The sequence below is a fragment of the Ralstonia sp. 110700041-2 genome (assembly GCF_056280165.1).
Genome location: NZ_JBSFAI010000001.1, coordinates 355403 through 381304, shown reverse-complemented (window position 1 = coordinate 381304; position 25902 = coordinate 355403). Strand labels below are relative to the sequence as shown.

25 protein-coding genes are annotated in these 25902 nt (G+C 65.0%); 12 read left to right on the top strand and 13 right to left on the bottom strand.

Annotated features, from left to right (window positions below):
- Positions 1–125: 125 nt before the first annotated feature.
- Genes ACUXH0_RS01770 through ACUXH0_RS01760 form a run of 3 tightly spaced genes read right to left on the bottom strand, consistent with a single transcriptional unit; the run spans position 126 to position 4641 of the window.
- Entirely contained in the window at positions 126–2252 is a 2127-nt protein-coding gene (locus ACUXH0_RS01770) for a 3-hydroxyacyl-CoA dehydrogenase NAD-binding domain-containing protein (protein ID WP_182593560.1), read from the bottom strand.
- 13 nt (positions 2253–2265) lie between these two features.
- Positions 2266–3471 (bottom strand): acetyl-CoA C-acetyltransferase, encoded by a 1206-nt coding sequence (locus tag ACUXH0_RS01765; protein ID WP_028866851.1) that lies wholly within the window; start codon positions 3469–3471, stop codon positions 2266–2268.
- Positions 3472–3498: 27 nt separating this feature from the next.
- Positions 3499–4641 (bottom strand): acyl-CoA dehydrogenase family protein, encoded by a 1143-nt coding sequence (locus ACUXH0_RS01760; RefSeq protein WP_028866850.1) that lies wholly within the window; start codon positions 4639–4641, stop codon positions 3499–3501.
- A gap of 88 nt (positions 4642–4729) precedes the next feature.
- On the opposite strand from ACUXH0_RS01760, the gene ACUXH0_RS01755 reads away from it, so the two are divergent.
- Entirely contained in the window at positions 4730–5749 is a 1020-nt protein-coding gene (locus ACUXH0_RS01755) for a GlxA family transcriptional regulator (RefSeq protein ID WP_182593656.1), read from the top strand.
- Positions 5750–5753: 4 nt separating this feature from the next.
- On the opposite strand, the gene ACUXH0_RS01750 is transcribed toward ACUXH0_RS01755, so the two are convergent.
- The 3 genes from ACUXH0_RS01750 to ACUXH0_RS01740 are packed head-to-tail and all read right to left on the bottom strand — an operon-like array spanning position 5754 to position 6797.
- A complete protein-coding gene (locus ACUXH0_RS01750) occupies positions 5754–5888 on the bottom strand; it encodes a hypothetical protein (RefSeq protein WP_004632518.1) in 135 nt (44 codons plus the stop codon).
- A 47-nt stretch (positions 5889–5935) separates the two neighbouring features.
- Positions 5936–6328, bottom strand: coding sequence for a tautomerase family protein (locus tag ACUXH0_RS01745; protein WP_028866849.1), 393 nt, complete (start codon positions 6326–6328; stop codon positions 5936–5938).
- Between the two features lie 52 nt (positions 6329–6380).
- On the bottom strand, positions 6381–6797 hold the full coding sequence (locus tag ACUXH0_RS01740; protein WP_028866848.1) for a MarR family winged helix-turn-helix transcriptional regulator: 417 nt from the start codon (positions 6795–6797) through the stop codon (positions 6381–6383).
- A gap of 351 nt (positions 6798–7148) precedes the next feature.
- Here ACUXH0_RS01740 and ACUXH0_RS01735 point away from each other — a divergent pair, with 351 nt between their 5' ends.
- Positions 7149–7364: an SDR family oxidoreductase gene (locus tag ACUXH0_RS01735; protein ID WP_028866847.1), complete on the top strand. Its 216-nt coding sequence runs from the start codon at positions 7149–7151 to the stop codon at positions 7362–7364.
- A gap of 10 nt (positions 7365–7374) precedes the next feature.
- On the opposite strand, the gene ACUXH0_RS01730 is transcribed toward ACUXH0_RS01735, so the two are convergent.
- Positions 7375–8190 (bottom strand): AraC family transcriptional regulator, encoded by an 816-nt coding sequence (locus ACUXH0_RS01730; RefSeq protein WP_182593561.1) that lies wholly within the window; start codon positions 8188–8190, stop codon positions 7375–7377.
- Positions 8191–8288: 98 nt separating this feature from the next.
- On the opposite strand from ACUXH0_RS01730, the gene ACUXH0_RS01725 reads away from it, so the two are divergent.
- Positions 8289–9182, top strand: coding sequence for a DMT family transporter (locus ACUXH0_RS01725; protein WP_024974390.1), 894 nt, complete (start codon positions 8289–8291; stop codon positions 9180–9182).
- A gap of 113 nt (positions 9183–9295) precedes the next feature.
- Positions 9296–10336, top strand: a complete 1041-nt coding sequence (locus ACUXH0_RS01720; RefSeq protein ID WP_004632530.1) for a LacI family DNA-binding transcriptional regulator — start codon at positions 9296–9298, stop codon at positions 10334–10336.
- A gap of 1 nt (position 10337) precedes the next feature.
- Here ACUXH0_RS01720 and ACUXH0_RS01715 read toward each other — a convergent pair whose 3' ends face one another.
- The 5 genes from ACUXH0_RS01715 to ACUXH0_RS01695 form a co-directional block, all read right to left on the bottom strand.
- Entirely contained in the window at positions 10338–11264 is a 927-nt protein-coding gene (locus tag ACUXH0_RS01715) for an NAD-dependent epimerase/dehydratase family protein (protein ID WP_024974389.1), read from the bottom strand.
- A 138-nt stretch (positions 11265–11402) separates the two neighbouring features.
- Complete coding sequence (locus tag ACUXH0_RS01710) at positions 11403–12605, bottom strand: sugar ABC transporter permease (RefSeq protein ID WP_182593562.1); 1203 nt, start codon at positions 12603–12605, stop codon at positions 11403–11405.
- A gap of 6 nt (positions 12606–12611) precedes the next feature.
- A complete protein-coding gene (locus ACUXH0_RS01705) occupies positions 12612–14159 on the bottom strand; it encodes a xylose ABC transporter ATP-binding protein (RefSeq protein ID WP_004632535.1) in 1548 nt (515 codons plus the stop codon).
- Positions 14160–14201: 42 nt separating this feature from the next.
- Positions 14202–15212: a D-xylose ABC transporter substrate-binding protein gene (gene xylF / locus ACUXH0_RS01700; protein ID WP_182593563.1), complete on the bottom strand. Its 1011-nt coding sequence runs from the start codon at positions 15210–15212 to the stop codon at positions 14202–14204.
- A gap of 31 nt (positions 15213–15243) precedes the next feature.
- A complete protein-coding gene (locus ACUXH0_RS01695; RefSeq protein ID WP_024542654.1) occupies positions 15244–16599 on the bottom strand; it encodes a carbohydrate porin in 1356 nt (451 codons plus the stop codon).
- Between the two features lie 299 nt (positions 16600–16898).
- On the opposite strand from ACUXH0_RS01695, the gene cynS reads away from it, so the two are divergent.
- Positions 16899–17342 (top strand): cyanase, encoded by a 444-nt coding sequence (gene cynS, locus ACUXH0_RS01690; protein ID WP_024542653.1) that lies wholly within the window; start codon positions 16899–16901, stop codon positions 17340–17342.
- 4 nt (positions 17343–17346) lie between these two features.
- On the opposite strand, the gene ACUXH0_RS01685 is transcribed toward cynS, so the two are convergent.
- Complete coding sequence (locus tag ACUXH0_RS01685) at positions 17347–18195, bottom strand: FadR/GntR family transcriptional regulator (RefSeq protein ID WP_182593564.1); 849 nt, start codon at positions 18193–18195, stop codon at positions 17347–17349.
- A gap of 355 nt (positions 18196–18550) precedes the next feature.
- Here ACUXH0_RS01685 and ACUXH0_RS01680 point away from each other — a divergent pair, with 355 nt between their 5' ends.
- The 7 genes from ACUXH0_RS01680 to ACUXH0_RS01650 all read left to right on the top strand — a co-directional run bounded on the left by ACUXH0_RS01680 (position 18551) and on the right by ACUXH0_RS01650 (position 25899).
- Positions 18551–19750, top strand: coding sequence for an ABC transporter substrate-binding protein (locus ACUXH0_RS01680; RefSeq protein WP_004632548.1), 1200 nt, complete (start codon positions 18551–18553; stop codon positions 19748–19750).
- A gap of 80 nt (positions 19751–19830) precedes the next feature.
- On the top strand, positions 19831–20688 hold the full coding sequence (locus tag ACUXH0_RS01675; RefSeq protein ID WP_004632550.1) for a branched-chain amino acid ABC transporter permease: 858 nt from the start codon (positions 19831–19833) through the stop codon (positions 20686–20688).
- Positions 20688–21656 carry a branched-chain amino acid ABC transporter permease gene (locus tag ACUXH0_RS01670; RefSeq protein ID WP_024542648.1) on the top strand — a complete coding sequence of 323 codons (969 nt, stop codon included), beginning with the start codon at positions 20688–20690 and terminating at the stop codon, positions 21654–21656. The genes ACUXH0_RS01675 and ACUXH0_RS01670 overlap by 1 nt, the downstream gene beginning before the upstream one ends.
- Entirely contained in the window at positions 21653–22423 is a 771-nt protein-coding gene (locus tag ACUXH0_RS01665) for an ABC transporter ATP-binding protein (protein ID WP_004632555.1), read from the top strand. The genes ACUXH0_RS01670 and ACUXH0_RS01665 overlap by 4 nt, the downstream gene beginning before the upstream one ends.
- Complete coding sequence (locus ACUXH0_RS01660) at positions 22420–23136, top strand: ABC transporter ATP-binding protein (RefSeq protein ID WP_065851787.1); 717 nt, start codon at positions 22420–22422, stop codon at positions 23134–23136. The genes ACUXH0_RS01665 and ACUXH0_RS01660 overlap by 4 nt, the downstream gene beginning before the upstream one ends.
- Positions 23137–23147: 11 nt before the next feature.
- The gene (locus tag ACUXH0_RS01655) at positions 23148–24401 is read left to right on the top strand and encodes a Zn-dependent hydrolase (protein ID WP_028866908.1); all 1254 of its coding nucleotides are present in this window, start codon (positions 23148–23150) and stop codon (positions 24399–24401) included.
- 19 nt (positions 24402–24420) lie between these two features.
- The gene (locus tag ACUXH0_RS01650) at positions 24421–25899 is read left to right on the top strand and encodes a M81 family metallopeptidase (protein ID WP_182593565.1); all 1479 of its coding nucleotides are present in this window, start codon (positions 24421–24423) and stop codon (positions 25897–25899) included.
- Positions 25900–25902 lie beyond the last annotated feature (3 nt).

The window sequence follows — 25902 nt, the reverse complement described above, 5'->3', positions numbered from 1 at the left end:
GCAGCAGGAGCGCAATCGTTTGCTTTTGGCAGGCAACACCCGGACTTACCGTGGGTTGCTGTTTGTGCGGCGCAACGCCTGCGGAGAGAAGCGCCGCGCGCAGGGGGCACGCGGGCGCCGGCGGGTCAGCGTTCGTAAAACGCGGCGTGTTTGTCTGCCATGTCGCGCAGCAGGGCTGGCGGCGCGAAGCGGCGGCCGTGCTGCGCAGCCAGCCGATCGCACAGCTCGACAAATGCGCTGACCCCAACCCGATGGATGTGCGAAACCGGCCCGCCGCGGAATGCCGGGAATCCCCAACCGAGCAGCGCACCCACATCGGCATCGCGTGGATCGGTTACCACGCGTTCATCCAGGCAGCGTGCGGTTTCTACGGCCTGCACGGTGATGAGCCGATCGACGAGCGTCTGCACGTCGGGTTGCGCAGCCGCTGCGGGGTACTCGTTCGCCAGCCCCGACCATAGCGCCTTCCTGCCGCCTTCCGGATAGTCGTAGAAGCCCTGGCCGGCCTTGCGGCCGATGCGACCCAGCGCCACCATGCGCTCGGCCACGGCTTCGCCCGGGCGCTCGATGTAGGCGGCGCCCAGGTCCGCGCGGGTCTGCTGGTTGACCTTGTGGATCAGTTCACTGGAAACCTCATCGATCAACGCAAGCGGCCCCACCGGCATGCCGGCCAGCAGCCCGGCGTTTTCGATCAGCGCAGGCGCCACGCCTTCGGCAAGCATCGCCAGGCCTTCCAGCACGTAGGTCGAAAACACGCGGCTCGTATAGAAGCCGCGGCTGTCATTGACAACGATGGGCCTCATGCCGATCGCCTTGACGTAATCGAGCGCTTGCGCCAGCGTGGCGCGCGTGGTCTGCCGGGCGACGATCACCTCCACCAGCGGCATCTTGTCGACCGGCGAGAAGAAATGCAGCCCGATGAAGTTGCCCGGACGCTGGCTGGCTTCGGCCAGACCCGTAATCGGCAGCGTAGACGTGTTGGACGCGAAGATGGTTTCCGGCGACAGCACGGCTTCTGCCTGGCGCGTCACGTCGGCCTTGATCTCGCGCTGCTCGAACACGGCTTCAACGACGAGCCCCGCGCCATCCAGGTCGGCGTAGGACGTGGTGGGCTGGATGCGCGCGAGCAGCGCTTCGGCCTGGTCGGCATGCAGGCGGCCGCGCTGTACCTGTTTCTCGACGAGCTTGCGGGAATAGTCCTTGCCGCGTTCGGCGGCTTCCTGCGTGGTGTCGAGCAGCACGACAGGCAGCCCCGCCTTGGCGGTGACGTAAGCGATGCCGGCGCCCATCATGCCCGCACCCAGCACGCCCACCTTGGCGTAGCGGCGCACCGGCACATCGGCGGGGCGCGCGGCCAGCTTGTTGGCCGCGTTCAGGCTGAAGAAGAGGGTACGGATCATCGCCCGTGCCTCCGGCGACAGCACCGCCTGCACGAAGTAGCGTGCCTCGGTTTTGAGGCCCGTATCGAGATCGGTGATGAGCCCCTCGTACACGCACGACAGGATACTGGCCGCTGCCGGATAGTTGCCGTAGGTCTTCTGCCGCAGCATGGCGTTGGCCGCAGTGAATAGCTGCTGCACGGCGGGGCTGGAGATGGCGCCCCCGGGCACCTTGTAGCCCTTGATGTCCCACGGTTGCTGCGTGCTGGTCTGGCCTTCGCCCAGCAGCCACGTGCGCGCAGCATCGGCTTCTTCCCCCGCGTTGACGACCGCATCGACAATGCCGAGCTTGAGCGCCTCGGCCGCCTTGATGCGCTTGCCCTCCAGCAGCATCGGCAGCGCCTTCTGCACACCAATCAGGCGCGGCAGACGCTGCGTGCCGCCGCCGCCCGGCAACAGGCCCAGCGTGACTTCCGGCAGGCCGAAGCGCGCGCGGGCGTTGTCGGCCGCCACGCGGTAGTGGCAGGCAAGCGCAATCTCCAGCCCGCCGCCCAGCGTGGAGCCCGGCAGCGCGGCGGCCACGGGTTTGCCGCACGTTTCCAGCTTGCGCAGCATGCGGTGCAGCTCGCACGTACGTTCATACAACGTGGCTGCGTCGTCGCTGGCCTGCAGCCATTCGAGGTCGCCGCCGGCAATGAAATCCGCCTTGGCGGAGGTGACGAGGATGCCCTTGACGCTTGCATCCGCGCATACGCGGTCGATGGCGGCAAAGAAGGCGGCGCAGGTTTCGCCGTTGAGCACGTTCTGTGCACGGCCCGGCTGGTTCCACGTGAGCGTGGCGATGCCGTCGGTGTCGATGGTGATGTCGATCATGTCAGCACGCTCCTTAAATGCGTTCGATGATGGTGGCGGTGCCCATGCCGGCACCGACGCACAGCGTGGCCAGGCCGGTGCTTGCCCCACGGCGTTCCAGCTCGTCGAGCAGCGTGCCGAGAATCATGGCGCCCGTCGCACCGAGCGGATGGCCCATCGCAATGGCGCCGCCGTTGACGTTGATGCGGTCATGCGGCACGGCCAGCACCTCCATGAAGCGCAGCACGACCGAGGCGAAGGCTTCGTTCAGTTCGTACAGGTCGATGTCGGATGCAGACATGCCGGCCCGCTTGAGCGCCTTCTCTGCTGCGTACGAAGGCCCGGTCAACATGATCGACGGCTCCGAGCCGATGCTTGCAAAGCTGCGGATGCGCGCACGTGGCTTCAGGCCCGCGCGCTTGCCGGCCTCGCGGCTGCCGATCAGCACGGCCGCGGCGCCATCGACGATGCCCGAGCTGTTGCCCGCGTGGTGCACGTGTTCGATGCGCTCCAGTTCCGGATAGCGCTGGCGGATCACCGCGTCAAAGCCGTATTGCTCGCCCAATTCCGCAAACGACGGTTTGAGCTGCGCGAGTGTGTCCACGGTGGTCTGCGGGCGGATCATCTCGTCGCGGTCGAGGATGGTCAGGCCGTTCTGGTCGCGCACCGGCACGATGGAGCCTTTGAACCAGCCGGCCGTGCTGGCCGCATGCGCGCGGCGGTGGCTCTCTGCGGCGTAGGCGTCGACGTCATGGCGGCTGTAGCCCCACTTGGTGGCGATGGTGTCGGCCGACACGCCTTGCGGCACGAAGTACAGCGGGATGGCGGCCGCCGGGTCGACCGGCCACGCGCCGCCGCTGGCGCCCATCGGCACGCGCGACATGCTCTCCACGCCGCCGCCGATGGCGAAATCGCTCTGCCCGGCCATCACCTGCGCAGCGGCCATGTTGCAGGCCTCCAGGCCCGAGGCGCAGAAGCGGTTGATCTGCACGCCGGCCGTGGTCTCGGCATAGCCGGCGGACAGCACTGCCACGCGGCCGATGCACGCGCCCTGTTCGCCCACGGGTTCCACGCAGCCGAGCACGACGTCGTCCACCAATGCCGTGTCGAGCTGGTTGCGATCGCGGATGGCGCGCAGCGCGGTCGCGGCCAGGCGCAGCGGCGTGACACCGTGCAGGCTGCCGTCCTTCTTGCCCTTGCCGCGCGGGGTGCGCACGGCGTCGTAGATATAGGCTTCCATAGCGTTGCGTCCTGATGGTCGTGCTCGTTAAAGGGTGCGGGCGATCAGCTCTTTCATGATCTCGTTGGTGCCGCCGTAGATCTGCTGCACGCGCGAATCAGCCCACGCGCGGGCGATGGGGTATTCCCACATGTAGCCGTAGCCGCCGTGCAGTTGCACGCAGCGGTCCATCACCTTGAATTGCAGGTCGGTGGTCCAGTACTTGGCCATCGATGCGGTGGCGGCATCGAGCTTGCCGGCCAGCTTGAGCGCGATGCACTGGTCGACGAACACGCGGCCAATCTGCACTTCGGTTTTCAGTTCCGCCAGCGCGTGCCGCGCGGTCTGGAAATCGAGGATGGACTTGCCAAAGGCCTGGCGCTCGCGCACGTAGCGCAGCGTCCATTCAAGCGCGCCTTCGGCCGAGGCGATGGCCGTGATGGCAATTTGCAGGCGCTCCCACGGCAACTCCTGCATCAGGTAGGCAAAACCGCGATGTTCCTCGCCGAGCAGGTTGCCGGCGGGCACGCGCACGTTGTCGAAAAACAGCTCTGCGGTGTCCTGCGCCTTCATGCCGACCTTCTTCAGGCGCTTGCCTTTGCTGAAGCCCTCCATGCTGGTGTCGACGACAAAAAGACTGGTGCCCTTGGCGCCGCCTTCGGGCGTGGTGCGCGCCACCACGATCACTACATCCGCGTGCCAGCCGTTGGTGATGAAGGTCTTCGAGCCGTTGAGGACGTAGTGACTGCCGTCGCTGCTGCGCGTGGCGGTGGTGCGCACGCCTTGCAGGTCGGAGCCGGCACCAGGCTCCGTCATCGCAATTGCGCCGATCATCTCGGCGCTCGCCAGCTTAGGCAGGTAATGCCGCTTCAACGCCTCGCTGCCGTAGTGCAGCAGATATGGCGCGACGATTTCCGAGTGCAGACCAAAGCCCAGGCCCGTGGCGCCCGCGCGGGCGATCTCTTCGATCAGCACGGTGCTGTAGCGGATATCGGCACCCGCACCGCCGTAGGCTTCCGGCATGCTGGCGCAGTGGTAGCCAGCGGCGGCCGCCTTCTCCCAGATGACGCGGTCGACGTAGCCCTGGTCTTCCCAGCGCTCGTGGTGGGGCAGGACCTCGGCGTCGATGAAGCGGCGGACGGATTCACGGAGGGTGTCGTGTTCAGCATCGAACAGCGTGCGGGCAATCATGGCGGCTCCAGAATGGGCGGCAGACGGGTTGCCGTATTTCAACAAGGCCGCGACAATTCCGGTTGATCCGGATCGCCACCTTCTTGATATGAAGCGCCAGCCGAAAGCTGCCTCCAAACGCCCCGGTCTGCACGCGCGGGCGCGTATCGCCATCCTGCTGCCGCCGCACCTGTTTGCCGGATATGTATTCCTCACCCAGGAGATGCTGCTGGTTGCCGGCACCATGCAGGCGCGCAGCGTGGATGTGATGGGCAGCCGGCTCTTCGATATCGATCTGCTGTCTGCGGATGGGGCAGCCGTCCAGAGCTTTGGCGAGATGGCCGTGCCCGCCACCGCCGCGTTGACCGATGCAGCCTACGACGTCGTGATCGTGCCCGCACAGTTCGCCCCCGAGGCGGCATTGGATGCGGAAGAGGCGCACATCGCCGATTGGCTGCGCAGGCGCTATGAGGCTGGCGCCCTGGTCGTTGGCATGAACGCGGCGCCGCTGTTCGCCAAGGCTGGACTGCTTGATGGTTGTAGAGCGACCGGGCTGGCGAGCGAGCGCGCCTGGTTTGCACGGCATTTTCCCAACGTGCATTACACGCCCGACCGGCCCCTGGCGGTGGATGGCCGCATCATCACCGTCAGTGGCATCAACCCCGCTGTGGACGCCTGCGCGTACGTCATCGATCACTGCCGCGGGGCGGGCGCATCGCGGCGGATGCTGCGCACGGCGCTCACGCAATCCTTGCCGTCATACGAACACATGGCCGTATGGACGGCTCAGTTCAAGCGCCACGGCGATGTGGCCATCCTGGCCATCCAGGAGATCGTGGAGCGGGAACTGGCGGCGCCACCTGCATTGCCGGAACTGGCCGCCCAGGCAGCGATGAGCGAGCGAAGCTTGACGCGCCGCTTTGCCGCCGCCACCGGCAGCAATCTGCGGCGTTACGTGGCGATGCTGCGGCTGGAACTGGCGGCGTTTCTGCTGCGAACGGGCCGGCAGCCGCTCGACCACATTGCCGATGAATGCGGCTACGGCAGCGTCAGCGCACTGAGTCGCGCGTTTTCTGCCGACCGCAGTTGCAGCCCACTGCAATACCGGGCGCAGCACCGCAGCCGCTAAAGCTTCACGGACGCAGCAGATCGAAGCCGGCCAGCAAGACCACACCCGAGAGCGCGGTCAGCGGCAACGAGTGTTGGCCAAAGTACAGCAGTGCGGCGGCCAGCCAACTGGCCGCGAAGAAAGCGCTCATGCGGTTCATGATTTCACCTGATCGTTGTTGGGTTGGGAGCGGCGCGGCCGGCACATTTACGTGTGCTGGTAGCGGTACTCCTGCGTCTTGCCGCCGTAGCCGTAAGCTGCGGCGCGAACGTCCTGCACATAGATATAGCTCTCTTCGTGCAGATTGCCGAGCAGCTCAGCAAAAGCCGTGAACGCCTCGGCGATGTACTGCGCCTTTTCTGCCTTGGTATTCGTTTCTTCCGTCACCTTGATGTCGAAATAGACGCTGTTCTTGCCTTGTGCGGCCAGCGTCTGCCCACCGACGACCCAGTCTTCCGGGTCGACATAGTCGATGGCAATGGCCGTGACCTTCGAGTCCTTGCCCAGGATGCGGGAGGTGAGTTCCAGAAGCGTGCTGGAGATCTTCTGCGTCATTTCTGCAGAACGTTTGGCGCTGACTTTGACGTTGAGGATGGGCATGATGTTTCTCTTTTTAGTTAGCAATGCAACTACGTGGCCAAAAAAATGACGCTCATGTCAGGGTGGAGCGCACACCGCGGATCTTCGTCACCGTATCGGTGAATTCGGTACTGCCCAGCACACGCTTCAACCTTGCGGTGACGGCGCCGCTCGCCTCGTTCAACGCCGCACCGATCTTGACGGCTTCCCGCGTCGGAAAGATGGCGGTCTCGCGACCGTCGGCTTCCGTCTTGCGGCGTTCGATCAAGCCCTTGCTTTCCAGGCCATCCAGCGCGCGCGTTGCCGTGGGGCGCGTGACGGACATCGCTTCCGACAACTCGCTTTGCAGCATGCCCGGGCGGTCGACGATCGCACGGAGCATGAAGCCTTGCGGCGGCGTGAGATCAAACGGCGCGAAGGCGTCTGCCCAGACCCGGTCGAGCTTGCGGGCCAGGGCGGTGGTGTTGAAGTAGAGGCAGTGGTCGAACATGGTGAATTGATGGTAGGTGAGGATGGTTAGATATGCAACTTATTTTTTGTGTTGGTGGCCCATCCCTCTTTCGTTCGTGCTCAATGTAACAAGCAAGGCACGAGGGCGCGTTGCGATTGGGGGAATTGACGTGCCGCCGTGAGTGCAGGCGTTGGCCATGCCGTGCCCGCGCCATGGGTGGCGGGTGCGGCAGGTTTCACCGGGGGTTACTGCTGCAGGACCTTGTATTCGATCTTCTTAAGCACGCCGTCCGCATCGACGAAGTAGAACGAGGCGATCTTCTTCGAACCGATCGGCATCCCGACAAACACAACGCCGATCGCCGCGTTTCGCGCATCACGATAGTTCCAGATGTCGAGACCGCCGGGCCTGGTCGAGACGCCGTTTCACCATCGCGGCATCTGGCCGTCAGCCCAAGCGATGTATGACTTTGCGGCGGGCACACCGGCTGGCCGTGTCGGCAGCGCAGAGGAAATGGCAACCATCGTGGCCTCCCTCGCTTCGGATGATGCGAGCGTTGTGTCGGGCTACGCCTTGGTGGCCGATGGCGGTTACTCGGTCGCTTGATGACGACGGTCTATGCGGCGGGGCGCTCCGCCTCGCCACACATCTGCCGTCGATAGCGCTCGGGCGAAACCCCAACCTGCTTGCGGAACATCGCAATGAACGCCGACGGCGTTCCATAGCCGAGCGCGAGCGCAATGTCCTGCACCGATCGATCCTCCTTGAGCCACACCAGCGCGCGAAGCAGGCGCACGCGGTTGCGCCATTGCACGAAGCTCATGCCGAGTTCGGTCTGGAAGCGGCGCGCAAGGGTGCGTTCGGTGCTGTGCACGCGCTCGGCCCATTGCTGCAGCGTGTTGGTGTCTGCGGGGTCCAGGCGGATGGCTTGCAGGATGGGCTCCAGCTGGCGGTCGGTGCTGTCGGGCAGGTAGCTATCGGCGTGGCCGGCACGCACCAACGTTTCGACCAGCAATTCGAACTGGCGCAAGTCCCACTCGTCAGCCATGGCGGTGACGCGGCGCGTGGCGAAGTCTTCGAACAGCGCACGCACCAGCGGCGTTTGCGGAATCAGGCAAGCCATGGGTGGCAGCCGCTGCGCAAGCGGCTCCGCCATGTACAGCGAGAGGAAATCCGTCGCTTGCCGGATCGATGCCGAATGCGGCTGGTTGGCCGGCACCCAGATCACGTATTCGGCAGGCGCCGTCAGCCGGCGGCCATCGACCACCACCTCCATCAACCCGAGGCTGATCCGGTTGATCTGGCCCCACGGGTGCGTGTGCGGCTCGATATCGGTTTCAGGCTCGAAATGGTCGTAGCGAAAGTAGAACGGAGCGCCCTTGGGCACCCGCAGATCGGCTTCGCGGAAGGCGGTGTACACGGTGTCAGCCACGGTTGTCGCTTTCGAGGGGTGAGGTTGTCTGGTTTGAAGTATATGTTTTGAACCGGACATTACTACACTGCCGTCTTCGGGTGTTCGAGGAGGCCGTCGTGCCTGTGCTGTATCCCTTGCTGGCGGTGCTGATCTGGGCCGCCAATACAATCGTGTCGAAGGCCGCGGCCGGCGTGGTTGACCCGGCGGCCATTTCGTTCTACCGGTGGTTGTTGGCGGCCATCGTGCTCACGCCGTTCTGTGCGCGGCCGCTATGGCGCCAGCGTCATGCCGTGGTGGCGCAGTGGCGCCGCTTTGCGGTGCTCGCGCTGCTGGGCATGGTGATGTACCAATGCCTGGCGTACTACGCCGCGCACAGTACGAGCGCGACCAACATGGGCGTGATCGGCGCGCTGATCCCGATGCTGGGGCTGATCCTGAACGTGGCGGTATTTCGTCAGCCGGTCGGGGCGCAGGCGGTGACCGGTGTGGTGGTGTCGCTCCTGGGCGTGCTGTATCTGCTTGGGCGCGGAGAACCAACCAACCTGTTCGATGGCGGCATCAACCACGGCGACGTGCTGGTGCTTGCCGGCGTCACTGCCTACGCGCTGTACAACATCCTCTATCGCCGTTGGGCGTTGCCGTTCGGGCAGTGGATCAACCTGTACGTGCAGGTGTTGATGGCCGTCGTGATGCTCGTTCCGGTAGCCATGACGGCGCACAGCCTGGCCGTGCCGGCCAGGGGCATCGGGCTGGTGGCGTTTGCGGGTATTGCCTCGTCGATCGTCGCGTCGTATCTGTGGATGCAGGGGCTCAAGCGCATCGGCAGTGAGCGTACGGCGGTGTTGATGAACCTGATGCCAGTCTTCACGGCCGGCATGGCTGCGGTGATGCTGGGGGAGACGGTGCACGGGTATCACTGGATCGGCGGCTGTCTCGTTCTGCTGGGCGTGAGCTTCGCCCAAGGCATCATCCGGCTGCCGATTGGCCGTTCGGGATTGAGCGCCCGTTAGTTTTTTTCGGCCGCGCCGCGTGGGGGTTGGCGGTAAAATCGAACACGTTGGCGGGCGCATGATGGCGCCCGTTCCGTGTTTCAGAACCACATTCGCCAGACCATCGCCAGACCATGAAGCGCAACGCCGGAGCCGTCACTGTCGATGATGTTGCCGCGCATGCGGGCGTGTCCATCAAGACCGTCTCGCGCGTGCTGAACCACGAGCCCAACATCAGCGAGAAGACGCGTGCGAAGGTGGTCGAGGCGATGCAGACGCTCGACTACCGGCCCAACCCGGCTGCGCGGCGACTGGCCAGCAAGCGCGCCGACATCATCGCGCTGGTCTACGACAACCCCTCCGACAACTACATCGTCAACATTCAGCATGGCGCGCTCGAAGCCTGCCAGGCGCTCGACTACAGCCTGCTGCTCACGCCGTGCAACTACCGCGATCCGAACCTCGCCGACCAGATCATCCAGAGTGCGCGCCAGCGTGCCCTGGCCGGCATCATCCTGACGCCGCCGGTGTCGGACGTGCCGTCGCTGATCACGGCGCTGGATGAAGCCGGCATCGACTACGTGCGGCTGGCACCTGCCGATCGTGAGCACAAAGGGTTGTCCGTCAACACCGAAGACCGCGCCGCCGCACGCGACATGACGCGGCACCTGATCGGCCTCGGTCATCGCCGCATCGGCTTCGTGGTGTGCGATCCCGCCCACGGCGCGGCGTATCAGCGCGTATTCGGCTATCGCGACGCAATGGCGCAAGCCGGCATCGAAGTCGACGAACGACTGGTCGAGCAGGGCGAGCACTCGTTCGAGTCGGGCGTGGCCTGCGCTGAGCGGCTGCTGTCGTGCGAGCCGCGCCCCACCGCCATCTTTGCCGGCAACGACGATATGGCCGCCGGCGTGCTCCGCGTGGCGCAGGCGCGGGGCATCAAGGTGCCGGAAGAACTCTCCATTTGCGGCTACGACGACACGCCGCTTTCACGCCAGCTCTGGCCGGCGCTCACCACCGTGCGCCAACCGATCCAGGCAATGGCGCATGCGGCTGTGGAACAGCTCATCGCCATTCATCGCCCGCACCTGCCGGGGCTGAAGCCGCATTCGGTGCACGAGAATTTGCAGTATGAGTTGGTGATTCGGGAATCGACCTGCGCGCCCGCGCGTTGACTTAGGCGGGCTGCCGGATCAACCCATACAAATCATCCTGCGGCTCATACCCCAGCAGCTCGCGCCCGGTCTCCAGACCCCAATCCATTCCGCGGTTGTTCGACACGCCATTCACGACGATGGCCGGTGCTGGCCAGCGTGCCGGGTCGGCTGTGACGGAGCACAGGAACAGCCGGCGCAGATCCCCATTCGAGAGCCACATGTTGCGGAACCAGCGCAGCGCGATGTGGCTGGCTTCATCGGGCAGTTCGGTGGGGACGGGTGTGTCAGCGGTGCCGGAATAGTTGATGTCGTTCGGGTCGTTCTCGTCGGGCAGTGCCCAGCCGATGCGCAGCGACACGATCGACAGCTTGCCCCCGTTGGCTGCCGAGACGGCGCCCACCGCGCTGCAAAGCCGTTCGCCCATTGCCTTGGATGTACCGTAGGCGAGCGAGTAGACGTCTTCCGTGCCGTTGTTCCAGCGCGTGCCCGGGGCGGGCGGAAGCTCGGCGGTGAGTTTGCCGGGGCCGATGGTGCCGGCCAGGGGTTGGTCCTTGTATGCGCCCATCGCGTGGTTGGACGAGGCAAACACGAAGCGGCGCACGCCGTGCGTGGCCGCAGCCTGCAGCACATTGAGCGTCATGCCGTAGGAGGCCAGCGCCTGCTCCCACGTTGCGTCCGGCGTGGAGTGGATCGCGGCCAGGTGGATGACGGCATCGACGTTGCCCAGCAGATCCGTCCATGCGCCGTCGGCTTGCGTGAGGTCGGCCTTGACCCATTGAAAACGTTCGGCTGCTTGCGGCGAAAACTCGACGTTCTGGGCAACCCAGTCGACGCCGATGATGGACGTGCACCACGGGGCGGAGGCCAGTGCCTCGACGACCTTGCGGCCCAGGTTGCCGGCCACGCCGGTCACAAGAACACGAGCAGGGGTTTGGTAGTCAGCCACGATGTCGAATTCCGTTCGGGATGAGGAGAAAAAAGGACGATCGGCGGCCGGCGCTGCAACGTCGCGCGCCGCCGTATCGTTCCGGGATCAGGGAGGGGGGCCGGATGGGCCCCTGGAGTGATGTGAACCGAGCCGCCGTCAGCCCCGATTGGAGCCCGACAGCACGTCGATCAGCACCGCGACGACCAGCACCACGCCCTTGACGATCATCTGCCATGAGGCGTCGACGTTCATCTGCTGCATGCCGTTGTCGAGGCTCGCCATGACGAGCGCGCCGATCAGTGCACCGTACACGGTGCCCGAGCCGCCGCGCATCGACGTGCCGCCGATGAAGCAGGCGGAGATGGCATCCAGTTCGCCGCCCACACCGGCGGAGGGCGACCCCGCCGCCGAACGTGCGGTGGTGATGATGCCCGCGAAGGCGCACATCAGGCCCATCAGCACAAACACCAGCAGCTTGACGCGGCCGACGTTCACGCCGGACAGGCGTGTGGCCTCCATGTTGCCGCCCACCGCATAGACGTGACGGCCGAAGACGGTTTGTGTCGCGACGTACGAAAAGATGGCAAGCAGCACGAGCAGGATCAGCACCGGCAGGGGCACGCCGCTGGCCTGGTTGAGTACGGCGACAAAGCCGAACGAGGCGGCTGCGATCGCCAGCAGCTTCAGTCCGTCAGCCCAGACCGGCGTGAGCGAGAGCGACAGGCGGGTGCGCTCACGACGGCGGAGCACGGTCAGCACAACCGAACCGGCAACGATGACGGCGGCCAGCGACCACGCCAGCCATGCCGGCACGAAGCTCTGCGCGAGGTTGCCGAGGTCATCGGGCACCGGAGCGATCGTCACGCTGTCGGTGCTCCACTGCAGCAAGCCGCGGAAGGCCAGCATGCCGCCCAGGCCAACGATGAACGAGGGCACGCGCAGCTTGGTCGTGATGAAGCCGTTGACCACGCCGATGGCCGCGCCTGCCACGAGCACCGTACCCACGGCCAGCCAGGTGTTCCACCCCAGGTTGACGGTGAGGATGGCGACCAGCCCGCCCAGCAGGCCAAGCAGCGAGCCGACGGAAAGATCGATCTCCCCCGCGATGATGACGAACACCATGCCGCAGGCCAGCATGCCCGTCACCGACATCTGCAGGAACAGGTTGGAGATGCTGTTGGGCTTGAGGAACGTGCCGTTGGTCTGGAAGTAGAAGAAGACCCAGATGAGCGCCACGGCCAGCAGCAGCGCAAGCACCTTGTAGCGCACGAACAGTTGCTGGATGGCGCGGCCGTCCAGGCGCGGACCGCCATTGCCGCCGCTTTGGCGGGCGAGTTGGGATTGCAGGATATTGGACATGGCAATTCAAGCCGCTTGGCGGCCGGGTTCAGCGTTGATTGCAGCAGCCAGGATGCGCTCCTGGGTCAGGCCTTGATTGACGAAGTCGCCACGCAACTGGCCTTCGCCGATGACCAGGACACGATCGCTCATGCCAAGGATTTCCGGCATCTCGGAAGAGACCATGATGATCGCCACGCCGCTGGAGGCCAGGTCGGCGATCATCTTGTAGATGTCGTACTTGGAGCCGACGTCGACACCGCGCGTCGGTTCGTCGAGGATCAGCACCTTTGGCATCGCCAGCACCATCTTCGTGACCACGGCCTTCTGCTGGTTGCCGCCGGAAAGGCTGGCGATCGCCAGCGCCGGGCTGGCGGTCTTGATGCGCAGGCGTTTGATTTCGCGGTCGACGGTGGTGAGTTCGGCGCCCTTGTCGACACGCAAGCCGCGCGCGTATTGCGCCAGCGTGGCGAGCGTGATGTTTTCGCCCACGGCCATCAACGGGACGATGCCGTGGCGTTTGCGGTCTTCGGGCACCAGGCAGATGCCGTTGGCAATCGCCTGTGCTGGCGTGCTGACCTTGACCGGCTTGCCGTCCATGATGATCTCTGCGCTGGAGCGGCCGGGGTAGGCGCCGAACAGCGCGGACACCATCTCCGTGCGCCCGGCACCCACCAGGCCCGCAATGCCGAGAATCTCGCCGCGGCGCACGGCAAAACTTACGTTGTCTGTGCGCTTGCGGTTGGGGTTGGTGACATCCCAGCAGGTGACATTGCGCGCTTCCATCACCACGTCGCCCACCGTGTGTTCGACCTTGGGGAAGAGCGATGTCATTTCGCGGCCGACCATCATCGTGATGATGTTGTCGATGGTCATGTCGGCGGCGGGGCGTGTGCCGATGTGCTTGCCGTCGCGGATGACGGTGACGGTGTCGCACACGCGCTTGACCTCATCGAGCTTGTGCGAAATGTACACGCACGCCACGCCGCTGCGCTTGAGGTCCTCAATGATGGACAGCAGCACCTCGATTTCCTTGGCGGACAGCGACGAGGTCGGCTCGTCCAGGATCAGCAGGCGCGCATTCTTGGCGAGCGCCTTCGCAATCTCGAAAAGCTGCTGGTGGCCGCTGCCGTAGTTCATCACGGGCGCGGCCACGTTCACGTCGGTCAGGCGCAGGCGGGCGAGGAGTTCTTCTGCCTTCGCATGCATGGCGTCGTAGTCCATGCGGCCCCCCGGCTTGGTGATCTCGTTGCCGAGGAAGATGTTCTCCGTGACGGAGAGCTGCTGCACCATCATCAGTTCCTGGTGGATGATGACGATGCCAGCGCGCTCGCTGTCGCGCACGGAATGCGCGTGCAGCGGCTCACCTTCCCACAGGATCTCGCCTTCGAAGGTGCCGTAGGGGTAGACCCCCGACAGCACCTTCATGAGGGTCGATTTCCCGGCGCCGTTCTCCCCGCACAAACCGACGCACTCGCCCGGCCTCACTGCCAGGCTGACGCCGTCGAGCGCGCGCACACCGGAGAACGACTTCACGATGTTGCGCATCTCGAACAGGGTGCCGTTACTGCTCATGGCGTTCTCCTACTGACTACGACTGACCACTGCATCGGCGGCTTACTTGCCGAAGATCTGCTGATGCGTATAGAAGCCATCCTTGACGACGGTGCTGTCCAGGTTGTCCTTGGTCAGCAGCGTCGGGGTCAGCAGCACGGTGTCGACATCCTTCTTGCCGTTGTTCAGCTTGGTGTTGAACTTCGGCGCCGTGCCCTTCACGAGGTCGACGGCCATCTCGGCGGCGGTGGCGGCGATCTGCTTGATCGGCTTGTACACCGTCATGGCCTGCGTACCTTCGGCCACACGCTTCACGGCGGCCAAGTCAGCGTCCTGGCCAGACACCGGCACCTTGCCCGCCAGCTTCTGGCGTGCCAGCGCCTGGATCGCGCCACCGGCCGTGCCATCGTTGGAGGCAACGATGCCCTGGATGTTGTTGTTGTTGGCGGTCAGCGCGTTCTCAACAATGTTCTGCGCCTTGGAGGGGTCCCACTCCGGCGTCCACTGCTCGCCGACGATCTTGATGTCGCCCTTGTCGACGTACGGCTTGAGCACCTTCATCTGGCCTTCGCGCAGCAGGCGTGCGTTGTTGTCGGTCGCGGCGCCGCCGAGCAGGAAGTAATTGCCCTTCGGCGCGAGCTTGACCACGCCCTGCGCCTGCAGCTCGCCCACCTTCACGTTGTCGAAGGTCACGTAGCCGTCGATGTCGGCGTTCAGGATCAGGCGGTCATACGACACAACTTTGATGCCCTTCTTCTTGGCGCTTGCGATGGCGTTGCCCAGCACCTTGGAGTTGAACGGCACGATCACAAGCACGTCGACATTCTGGGCGATCAGGTTTTCGATCTGGGCGATCTGCTTGGCTTCGTTGGCGTTGGCCGACTGCACGTTGACGGTCGCGCCCAGCTTCTTGGCCGATTCGACAAAGTAGTCGCGGTCGTGCGTCCAGCGCTCGACGCGCAGATCGTCGATCGAGAAGCCGATCACCGGCGCTTCCTTGCTGGCGTGGGCCGAGGTGGCGGCGAAAGTCAGGATCGCCGCAGCGGCGAGGGTGTTCAGTACGCGGGAAATCATGAAAGGTCTCCTATTGTGCGCAAGTGCATTCTTAGAACGTGACGCCGGTCTTCAGGCCGACGACGAAGGCATTCTTGTTTTGCGAAGTGCCGCCCGGATGAAGGATGTACTGCAGATTAGGACGGAAGTACACAGACTTCACCGGCGACCAGCTGTAATACAGCTCGCTCACGTATTCGTAGCCGTCACCCACCACGGTATTGGCGCCGGTGCGTGCGTTGGTTTGACGGACAAAGTCGGCATAGCGGCCGTTATTGTGCGTGGCACCCACGGCAAAGCCGACGGTGTCGGCCAAGCGATCGAACGGCCCCTTGTACTGCACGCCCACCGAGATCTGGTGGTCGGTCTGCGCGGTGTTGCGATCGGCTTGCGAGAAGTTCAGGAACACCGTGGCGCCGCGTCCGTCCGGCGCACCCGTGATCTGCTGCTGCAGGTTCAGGTAGACGCCGTACTGGCCGCTGCGTTGCTTGGCGTCCAGGCCGGTGATGCCGCGGGCGTTGCCGTTCACGTCTTCATACAGGTCTTTGCCGTTCGACGTGTTGTACCAGACGCCTGCGCGGTACGTGCCCGGGCGACCCTCGATGGTGGGCATCCAGCCAAACTCCAGCGGAATCAGCGCGCCCGTGGTGCCGCCGGGGTTGTTCAGCTTCCAGCCGTTGCGGCGGGCCCAGCCGTCATCCACGTAGTTCGGGTTGACCTGGTACACGCCGATCTGCGCATAGGTTTCGGCCGAGGTGTGCACCTTGGCGCGCGCGCCCCACTGGCTGGTCGGCCAGTTCACCCAGTAGCCGCCCACCAAGTTGCCCGGTTGGGAGCCGCAGAACGTCAGGTTCTGGAAATCGCACGAGAACGAGAAGAAGTCTTCGCCCACCGTTACGCGGCCTGCCTTGATTTCCAGGCGGTCGTTGAGCAGTTTCTGGTTCAGCCAGAACTGCGTCAGGTGCCAGGTCTGGCCGCGGCCATAGACTTCCTGGATCAGCATGTTGTTGCCGATGTTCGCGTCGCTGCCGAGGTTGCGGCCGTTGCGGTCGGTGACGGTGGCCTGGAACGTGGCGCCTTGCCAGCCGACGAGCTTTTGCAGGTCCAGCGCCGTACCGATGACCCATTGATCGGTGTAGCGCGTGAGGTGTTCGGTACCGCCGCTGAAGTTGTGCGCAACTTCGCTGCCGTAGCCGAGGTTGAAGGTCACGCCCTGTTCGGCCAGGCGGGTGCGCAGGCCACCCCAGTCGCCGGTCAGATACGGGCTGGTGGTGATGTCATACGCGTGGGCACTGCCTGCGCCCAGCGCGAGGACGGCGGCTGCAATGGCCGACGCGCCGACGCGTTGACCAAAGCGCGTGTTGCGGGATTGACGACGTGCGGCCGGACGTGCGGCTTCAAGCTCCATGGACTGTCTCCTGATATTGGACCGGCTGCCATGCATGACAGCGGTGTCAGCGTTCTCTTCGGAATCGTGTGGTGGTGCCGACGGACGCAAGAATGGCCACAATTGACAGCGCTGTCAATCTCGGGGTTTGCCCTAGTTCGAGTTGTACCCACAACGCGTTGAAACGGTTGCCGGACGTATGTTGCGATGCGGAAATTTTTACATCGGGCGCAAGCGTCGCCACGGGCGCTGAACTGCGTGCATGGCATCCACCTTGCTTATGCTGCGCGCCGTTTCCTCAACCCATCGAAGGTGCCGATATGCAACGCGAAGATGTGACCGAAATGATCGTCCTGCAGAAGATCAAGAAGCAATTGACGTGGACGCAATTGGCCGAGGTCATTGGCCACAGCAAGGAATGGAGCACCGCTGCGCTGCTCGGCCAGATGACGCTGACTGCAGCGCAGGCGCATGCAGTGGGCGCGGCGCTGGAGCTGTCCGAAGAGGCCATCGCGCTGCTGCAGGTGACGCCGTACAAGGGCTCGCTTCCCACGGCAGTGCCAACGGATCCGCTGATCTACCGTTTCTACGAACTCATCAGCGTGTACGGCACGACGTTCAAGGCGCTCATCCACGAAGAGTTTGGCGACGGCATCATGAGCGCGATCGACTTCAACATGGACCTCACCCGCGAGCCCGACCCGAAGGGCGATCGCGTGCGCATCGTCATGAGCGGCAAGTTCCTGCCCTACAAGACTTACTGAACCGTCACGCGCCGTCGTCGCTGTGGTCGCTGTCGTCGTGATCGTCGATCAGCGGCCGATGGCGGCGCGGCATCTCGGAATCGAGCACGAGGCGGCCGTGAACGCGGCCCTTCATGCGCGTGACGTGATGCGTGCAGTCTTCCATGTGCGTGCTCATGAGTGCGCGCACGGTGTCGGCGTCGCGCGCGCGGGCCGCATCCAGAATCTGCCGGTGGAACTTGACGTTGGACGCGCCGAACTTGGCATGGTCCTTCGGCGAGGTTTCGTTGCCGAACACCACAAGCTGCCGAATCATTTCGTTGATCAACTCGCAGCAGAACCGCAGCATCGGATTGGGATTGGCCGCGGCCAGGATGTCGTGAAAGCTAAGGTCTTCCTGACGCTGGTCGAGCGGCGCAGCGGCTTTGGTCGACGCTGGGTCGCACAGGTCGATGGTGTGCTCAAGCGCGTGGAAATCATCTTCGGTCAGATGCGGCACCGCACCCGCGGCCAGTTCAGGCTCAAGCAGACGGCGCACGGTGTAGACGTCTGCAATGCCGATGTCCTTGAAGAACAGATAGTTCTGCATGAGCTGGAACGTGCGGTCCAGTGGCACCTCGACAATGGTGCCGCCGCCGGCGGGGCCCGTGCTCACACTCACCAGGCCCTGTACCTCCAATGACTTGAGCGCCTCGCGGATGGTGCCCTTGCTCACCCCGAAGGTCTCCTGCAGCTTGACCTCCTGCGGGAGTTTGTCGCCAGGCTTGAGGTTGCGCTGCGTGATCAGCCGCTTGAGTTCTTCGGCAACGAGGTCGGCGCGCTTCTGCTTGCGAATGCCGATCGACGCCGTCTTGCCTGCTCCGAGTGTGGCCATGGATGTCCGTTCCTAGTTGCGCGCATTCTAACTGCGAGCTTGTGCCGCCCGGGCTGCCCGAGGTGGTGCATGCATGCCCTTCGATCGTGCGTACGCACCGCATTCCCGCATCGTCGCCCGGCACCTCAATCCCACACACCTTGGCGTAAACACCGACTTCGTCGTCGTTGACGCAGCGTGGAGGCGGATTCTATGATGATTTCGCCTATTTATCATAACAAATATAAGAAACTGGTCTGGTTCTTGCTCGACGCTACCGTCGGCGAAAAACCTCGCCGGTCAGGCTAGGAGGAGGCCGCCGCAGGTGGCTCCAGGCGCTTGTTGTGTCCCATACACGAACCCCAAGGAGTGCGCTTTGAATCGTCGAGATTTGCTCAAACTGGCGGCGCTGTCCGCCGTGCCTGCGTCGGTGCTGCAGGCCCGTTCTGCGTTTGCGGCCGATGCCATCGAACTCGGCTGCCCGGTGCCGATGTCCGGTCCGTTCGCTGCCAATGGCAAGTTTGCCGACCTCGGCATGAAGCTGGCCGTGGAGCAATACGGCAAGGTGCTCGGCCGGCCGCTGGCGTATAGCGTGCTCGACACCGAGGGCAAGCCAGCCACGGCCGTGCGCAAGGTCCAGGAACTCGCGCAGCAGAAGAACGCGCGCTATTTCGCGGGCGGCATCCTGTCTTCCGAATCGCTGGCCATGGGCAAGGAGGCGGAGAAGTTCGGCGGGGTGTTCATCACGACCGCGGGCGCCGATGAAATTACCGGCAAGGACTGCAACCGCGCGACCTTCCGCTGGTCGGTGCCCACATACGGCGCCATCGAGCGCACCGTGCGCCCGCTCATCGAGTCGATGCCCAAGGCCAAGCGCTGGTACACCATCACGCCGCAATACGTGTTTGGCGACGGGCTGCTTTCGGCGGCCAAGAACATCTTCAAGGAAAAGGGCATCGAGCATGTGGGCAACAGCTATCACGCGCTCACCGAGAAGGAATTCAGCGGCTACCTGACCAACGCGATGGCCGCCAAGCCCGACGTGCTGCTGATCCTGAACTTCGGTTCGCAATCGTCCGACACGCTGCGCCAGGCGGTGAGCTTCGGCATGAAGAAGAACACGACGATCCTGGTGGCGTGGGCGTCCGGTCTGGAGCAGTTCGAATCGCTCGGCGCCGACCTGTGCGACGGCGTGTACTTCGGCGCGCAGTACTGGCACGACGTGGATACGCCCGCCAACCGCGATCTGGTGAAGCGCACACAGGCCGCGTTCAAGACCAACCCGAACTACAGCCTGGCAGGCTCGTACACCTGCACCAAGATCCTGCTCGACGCGATGGCCAAGGCCGGCAGCGCCGATCCGAAGGCCGTGATTGCCGCGCTGCAGGGCATGAAGTACGACGGCCTGACGGGCCCCGAAGAAATTCGCGCGGCCGACCACCAGGTGCTCAAGAACTACTACCTGCTCAAGGGCAAGCCCAAGAACCGCATGAAGGACAAGGACGACTTTGCCGAGGTGGTCGCCGTCGGCAAGGCGTTCCTGCCGGTCGAACAGACGCAGTGCAAGCTGGCCTGAGGGTCTGATCTGCCGCTCGCCCGCCTTCGGCCACTGAAGCGCGGGCGCCTGTCTTCCTGAGTGCCATTTCGGTCAACGCAATGAACGTCTACCTGCTCCAGGTCGTCAACGGCGTGGGGATCGGCATGCTCTACTTCCTGCTGGCGGTAGGGCTGTCGATCATCTTCGGGCTGTTGCGCTTCGTCAATTTCGCCCACGGCGCGTTTTATGCGCTGGGCGCGTATCTGTGCTTTCAGGCCCTGCAGATGGGCATGGATTTCTGGTTGGCGCTTGTGCTCGCGCCCCTCGTCATCGGCGCGCTGGCGTGGGTGACGGAGAAGGTGCTGCTGCGGCACGTGTATGCGCAGGCGCACGAATTCCACATCGTCGTCACGGTGGGGCTGGCGCTGGTGGTGCAGGAACTCATCATCGTGGCGTGGGGGCCGCTGGGCGTGGACGTGCCAGCGCCCGATGCATTGCAGGGCGTGGTGATGTGGGGCGATTTCGTCTATCCGAAGTACCGGCTGTTCGTGATCGGTTTTACCGCCGTGCTGGCGCTCGGGCTGTGGTGGCTGCTGGAGGGCACGCGGCTGGGAAGCGCCGTGCGCGCGGGGAGCGAATCGACCGAGATGGTGTCGCTGCTCGGCATCAACGTATTCCGCCTGTTCAGCTTGATGTTTGCACTGGGCGCGGCGACCGCGGCGGTGGCCGGTGTGCTGGCTGCGCCCATTCGCGGCGCGGAGCCCTTCATGGGCGTGGAGGCCCTCGGCGTCGCCTTCGTGGTCGTGGTGGTGGGTGGCATGGGCAGCTTTGCGGGGGCGCTGGTCGGCGGCCTGCTGGTCGGCATCGTGCAGAGCCTGATGAGCACGCTGTGGCCCGAGGGCGCACGGCTGATGATCTACGTGGCGATGGCAGCTGTGCTGCTGCTGCGCCCGCACGGCCTGCTGGGGAGGGGATGATGCAAGCCGCATTCCATGGAATTTCGCGTCAGCGCTTCTGGTGGCTGGCGCTGGGCGTGACGTTGCTGTTGCCGCTGGTGCTGACGTCCGGCACGTTGGCCACCGAAGTGCTCGTCTACGCGATGGCCGTGATGGCCTGCAACGTGCTACTCGGTTACACGGGGCTGCTGTCGTTCGGGCAAGGCATCTTCTTCGGGCTCGGCAGCTATGCCGCGGGTATCGGCCTCACGCAACTCGCGCTGCCGATGCCGGTGGCGCTTGTTCTGGCCGTGGTGGTGGGCGCGGTCGTGGCGGCGGTGGTCGGCTGGTTCGCCATCCGCCAGCGCGGCACGTACTTCGTCATGCTGACGCTGGCCTTCTCGCAGATGTTCTATTTCCTGGCCTACACCACGCCGTCGCTCACAGGCGGCGATAACGGCCTGCTCGATATTCCGCGTCCGGCATTTGCGGCGTCGCCGTGGGCGTTCTACGCGTTTGTCGCGGCGCTGTTTCTCGTGGTGTTCTTCCTCGTGCAGCGTGTGACGGAATCGGTGTTTGGCCGCACGCTGCTGGCCATTCGCGACAACGAAGAGCGCGCGCTCGCCGTCGGCTACAACGTGCGCGCATTCAAGCTGCTGGCGTTTGTCATCTCCGGTGCGGTGACAGGGCTGGCCGGCGCCCTGCACGCCATGCTCACGGGCATCGCGCCGCTGGCCAATATCGACTACCACGTCAGCGAAATGATTCTGGTGATGACCGTCATCGGCGGCACGGGCAACGTGTTTGCCTCGGTGTTGGGTGCGGCGTTCTATGTGTTGCTGTCGGATTGGCTCTCAAGCCTGTGGCCGCGCTGGCTCATGTTGCTCGGCTTCCTGCTGATCGCAGTGAGCCTGTTCATGCAGCGCGGGCTGTTCGGGCTCGGGCAGAAGCTGTGGCAGCGTGTGCGCGCACTGCGTCACGCACCGGCGGTGCAGGAGGAGCGCGCATGACCACCACCCCCATCCTCCAGGCCACCGGCATCGTCAAGCAGTACGGCAAATTCACCGCACTGGGCGGCGTCGATCTGCGTGTGATGCCCGGCACGGTCCACTCCGTCATCGGCCCCAACGGCGCAGGCAAGACCACACTGTTCCACATGCTCACGGGCACACGCATGATCACCAGCGGCACCATCGTTTTCGATGGCCACGACGTGACGCGTGAAGCCGACTACCAGCGTGTGCAGCGTGGCATTGCGCGTTCGTTCCAGGTGACGAGCCTGTTCCCGAGCCTTTCCGTGCGTGAGAACCTGCGCCTCGCCGCACTCGGCACCACGCCGCGTCGTGCCCTGCACGGCTGGCGCCTGCCGCAGGGCGAGCTGGCCTGCGCCGACACGGTCGACCGCGTGCTCGATCGGCTTGAATTGCCGCGCCTGGCCGACACGCCGGCCGCCGTCCTTTCGCACGGCCAGCAGCGCCGGCTGGAAGTGGGCATGGCGCTGGCCGCCAACCCGCGCGCGATCTTCCTGGATGAACCCACCTCCGGCATGGGCGTGGACGACCTGCCCGCCATGAAGGCGCTCATTCGCGGCCTGGCGCAGGATCACACGGTCGTGCTGATCGAACACAACATGGACATCGTGATGGACATCTCCGACATGATCACCGTCATGCAGCAGGGCAAGGTGCTCATGGAGGGCACGCCCGATGCCGTGCGGGCGGATCCGCGCGTGCGCGCCGCGTATCTCGGCAACATGATCACGGGAGGCAAGGCATGACGACGACGGCGATTCTCGACGTTGCAGACCTCCACGGCTATTACGGTAAGAGCCACGTGCTGCAGGGCGTGGCGCTCACGGTGGGCGAGGGCGAACTCGTGACGCTGCTCGGCCGCAATGGCGCCGGAAAATCGACCACGCTGAAGACGATTGCCGGCGTCGTCACGCCGCGCGGCGGGCAAGTGCGCTTTCGCGGCAAGGACATCGCTGGGCCGCCGCCGCATCGCATTGCCGCGCAGGGCTTGTGCCTGGTGCCGGAGCATCGCGGCATCTTCAAGCTGCTGACGGTGGAGGAGAACCTGAAGCTCGGCGCGCGGCGGGATTCTCCGTGGCAGCTGGCTGACATCTACCGCATCTTCCCGCGTCTGCATGAGCGGCGGCGCAATGGCGGCGCCAACCTGTCCGGTGGCGAGCAGCAGATGCTGGCCATCGGCCGCGCGCTGATGAACCACCCGCGCCTGCTGATGCTCGACGAGCCGGTCGAAGGTCTGGCCCCCGTCATCGTGGAAGAGATCGTCGCGCAGCTGAAAGTCATCAAGCAGGCGGGCGTGTCCATCCTGCTTGTCGAACAGAATCTTGAAGTCTGCACGCAGCTCGCCGATCGCCACGTGATCATCGAACAGGGCCGCGTGGTCTACAGCGGTACCAACGAAGCCTTCCGCGCCGACGACGCCATCAAGGACCGCTACCTTGGCGTCGGTCTGGCCGCTTAAACGCACACATCATGACGACCACCCAACTCGATACCACTTTGCGCGTCAACGGCGCACGTCTGTGGGACACGCTCATGCAGCAGGCGCGCATCGGCGCCACGCCCAAGGGCGGCGTGCGCCGCCTTGCGCTGACGGATCTCGACCGGCAGGGCCGCGACTTCTTTGTTGCGCAGGCCGAAGCCGCTGGCTGCACCGTACGCGTGGACGCGATCGGCAACCTCTTCGCGCGCCGCCCCGGCCGCAACAATGCACTGCCGCCGGTGATGACCGGCAGCCATATCGACACGCAGCCGACCGGCGGCAAGTTCGACGGCAACTACGGCGTGTTCGCCGGCATCGAGGTGGTGCGCGCGCTCAACGATGCGGGCATCGAAACGGAAGCGCCCATCGAAGTGGCCGTGTGGACCAACGAAGAAGGTTCGCGCTTCGTGCCGGTGATGATGGGCTCCGGCGCGTTCATCGGCGAGTTTGCGCTGGACGCCGTGCTGGCCGCGCAGGACCGCGACGGCGTTGCCGTGGGCGAGGCGCTACGCAGTATCGGCTACGCGGGGAGTGAGCCTGTTGGCGGCCGAGCCGTCGGTGCCTATTTCGAAGCACATATCGAACAAGGGCCGGTGCTGGAGGCGCACGCCACGACGATCGGCGTGGTGACGGGCGCGCTCGGCCAGCGCTGGTACGACGTGGTCTTGACCGGCATGGAAGCGCACGCCGGCCCCACGCCGATGGAGCTGCGCCGCGATGCGTTGCTGCCGGCGGCGGAGCTGGTCGGCATTGCCAACCGCATCGCGCTGGAGCGCCCGCCACACGCGCGGGCCACGGTGGGCTGCCTGAGCGTGCATCCGGATTCGCGCAACGTGATTCCCGGCCAAGTGTCGATGACGATCGACTTTCGCGCCGCTGACGACGCGATGTTGTCCGACATGGATGCGGCACTGCATGAGGCGGTGGCGGAGTTGCGCACACGCAGCGGCATCGACATCGCATTGCGCCAGGTCGTCTACTTCCCGCCGCAGCCGTTTGACGCCACGCTGGTGAACGCGGTGCGCAGCGGCGCGCGGCAGTTGGGGTTGTCGGAGATGGACGTGATCAGCGGCGCAGGCCATGACGCGGTCTATCTGGCGCGTGTGGCCCCCACCGCGATGATCTTCGTGCCGTGCAAGGACGGCATCAGCCACAACGAAATCGAAGACGCCCGCCCCGAACATCTGGAAGCCGGGGCCAACGTGCTGCTGCACGCGATGCTCCAGGCCGCTGGCCGCGTTTGACACCATCACCCGACCGCTCATGCGCATCCTGATCGCCCGCTTCAATCACGAGACGAATACGTTCTCGCCGGTGCCGACGCCGCTGGCATCGTTCCATCCGCACTACGGTGCCGACGCGTACCGCGCCGCCAAGGGCACGCGCACGGCGGCCGGTGCGTTCATCGATCTGGCGGAGGCGGCGGGCGCGGAAATCGTCGTGCCCGTCGTGGCCGGAGCGAACCCCAGCGGACGGGTCGCTGCCGAGGCGTACACCACGCTGTGCGACGCCATCGTCGCGGCTGCACCCGGCTGCGATGCGCTGATGCTCGACCTGCACGGCGCGATGGTCGCCGAGAACAGCGACGACGGCGAAGGCGATCTGCTCGAACGCCTGCGCGCGGTGGCGCCCGGCGTGCCGATTGCCGTCGCGCTGGATCTGCACGGCAATCTCACGCAGAAGTTCATTGACCTGGCCGACATCGCAGTCAGCTTCAAGACGTATCCGCACGTTGACATGTACGAAACCGGCGAGCACGCCGGCCGCCTGCTGTTCGACAAGCTGGCCGGCCGCGCGAACCCCGTGCTCGCGTGGCGCCGCCTGCCGATGGTCACGCACACCCTGCGCAGCCGCACCGACGAAGGGGCGATGCACCGCGCCGTGGCGCTCGCCAAGCAGGCCGAGACTGACGGCATGCTGGCCGTGTCGATCCTGGCCGGATTCGGGCTGGCGGACATTGCCGCCCCGTGCCTTTCCGTCGTGGTGGTCGGCAACGGCGACAAGCATGCCGCCGACGCCGCGGCGCAACGCATCGCCGATGCCATCTGGGCCGACCGCGAAGGGTTCGTCTACCGCTCTGAACCGCTGACCGAATCGATTGCGCGCGCGGCCAAGTTGGCACACGCCCCCGGCAGCGGCCCCGTGCTGCTGCTCGACCACGGCGACAACTGCATGTCAGGCGGCACGTGCGATGACATGCACGTCCTGCACGAAGCGTTGAAGCAAGGCTTGAGCGGCATCGCCGTCGGGCCAGTGTGCGACCCGGAAGCTGTCGCTGCGATGATCGAGGCGGGCGAGGGTGCTACCGTCTCGCTGCCCGTGGGCGACAAGGTGCCGCTCGTGCAGCTGGGTATCTACCCTGTGCCGCGCGCGCTGACGGGCAAGGTTGTCGGCATCAGCGACGGCGAATACACCATCACGGGGCCGACCTATACGGGCCAGCGCATCCGCATGGGCCGCACGGCGCTGCTCGACATCGGCGCGGCGCAGATCGTCGTCACGGAGACGCCGCAGGAGCACTGGGACCTCGGTATCTTCACGCACATCGGCGTGGACCCGCATGCCGCGCGCTTCGTGCTGTTGAAGTCGCGCATGTATTGCCGGCCCGTGTTCGTGCCGATTGCCAAGGCCGTGGTGGAGTGCGATGGCGGCGGCGTGACCAGTTCGGATTACGCGCGCTTTCCGTTTGTGAAGGTGCAGCGGCCCGTGTTTCCGCTCGATGCGGACGCGGTGCCTGCCTAAGCG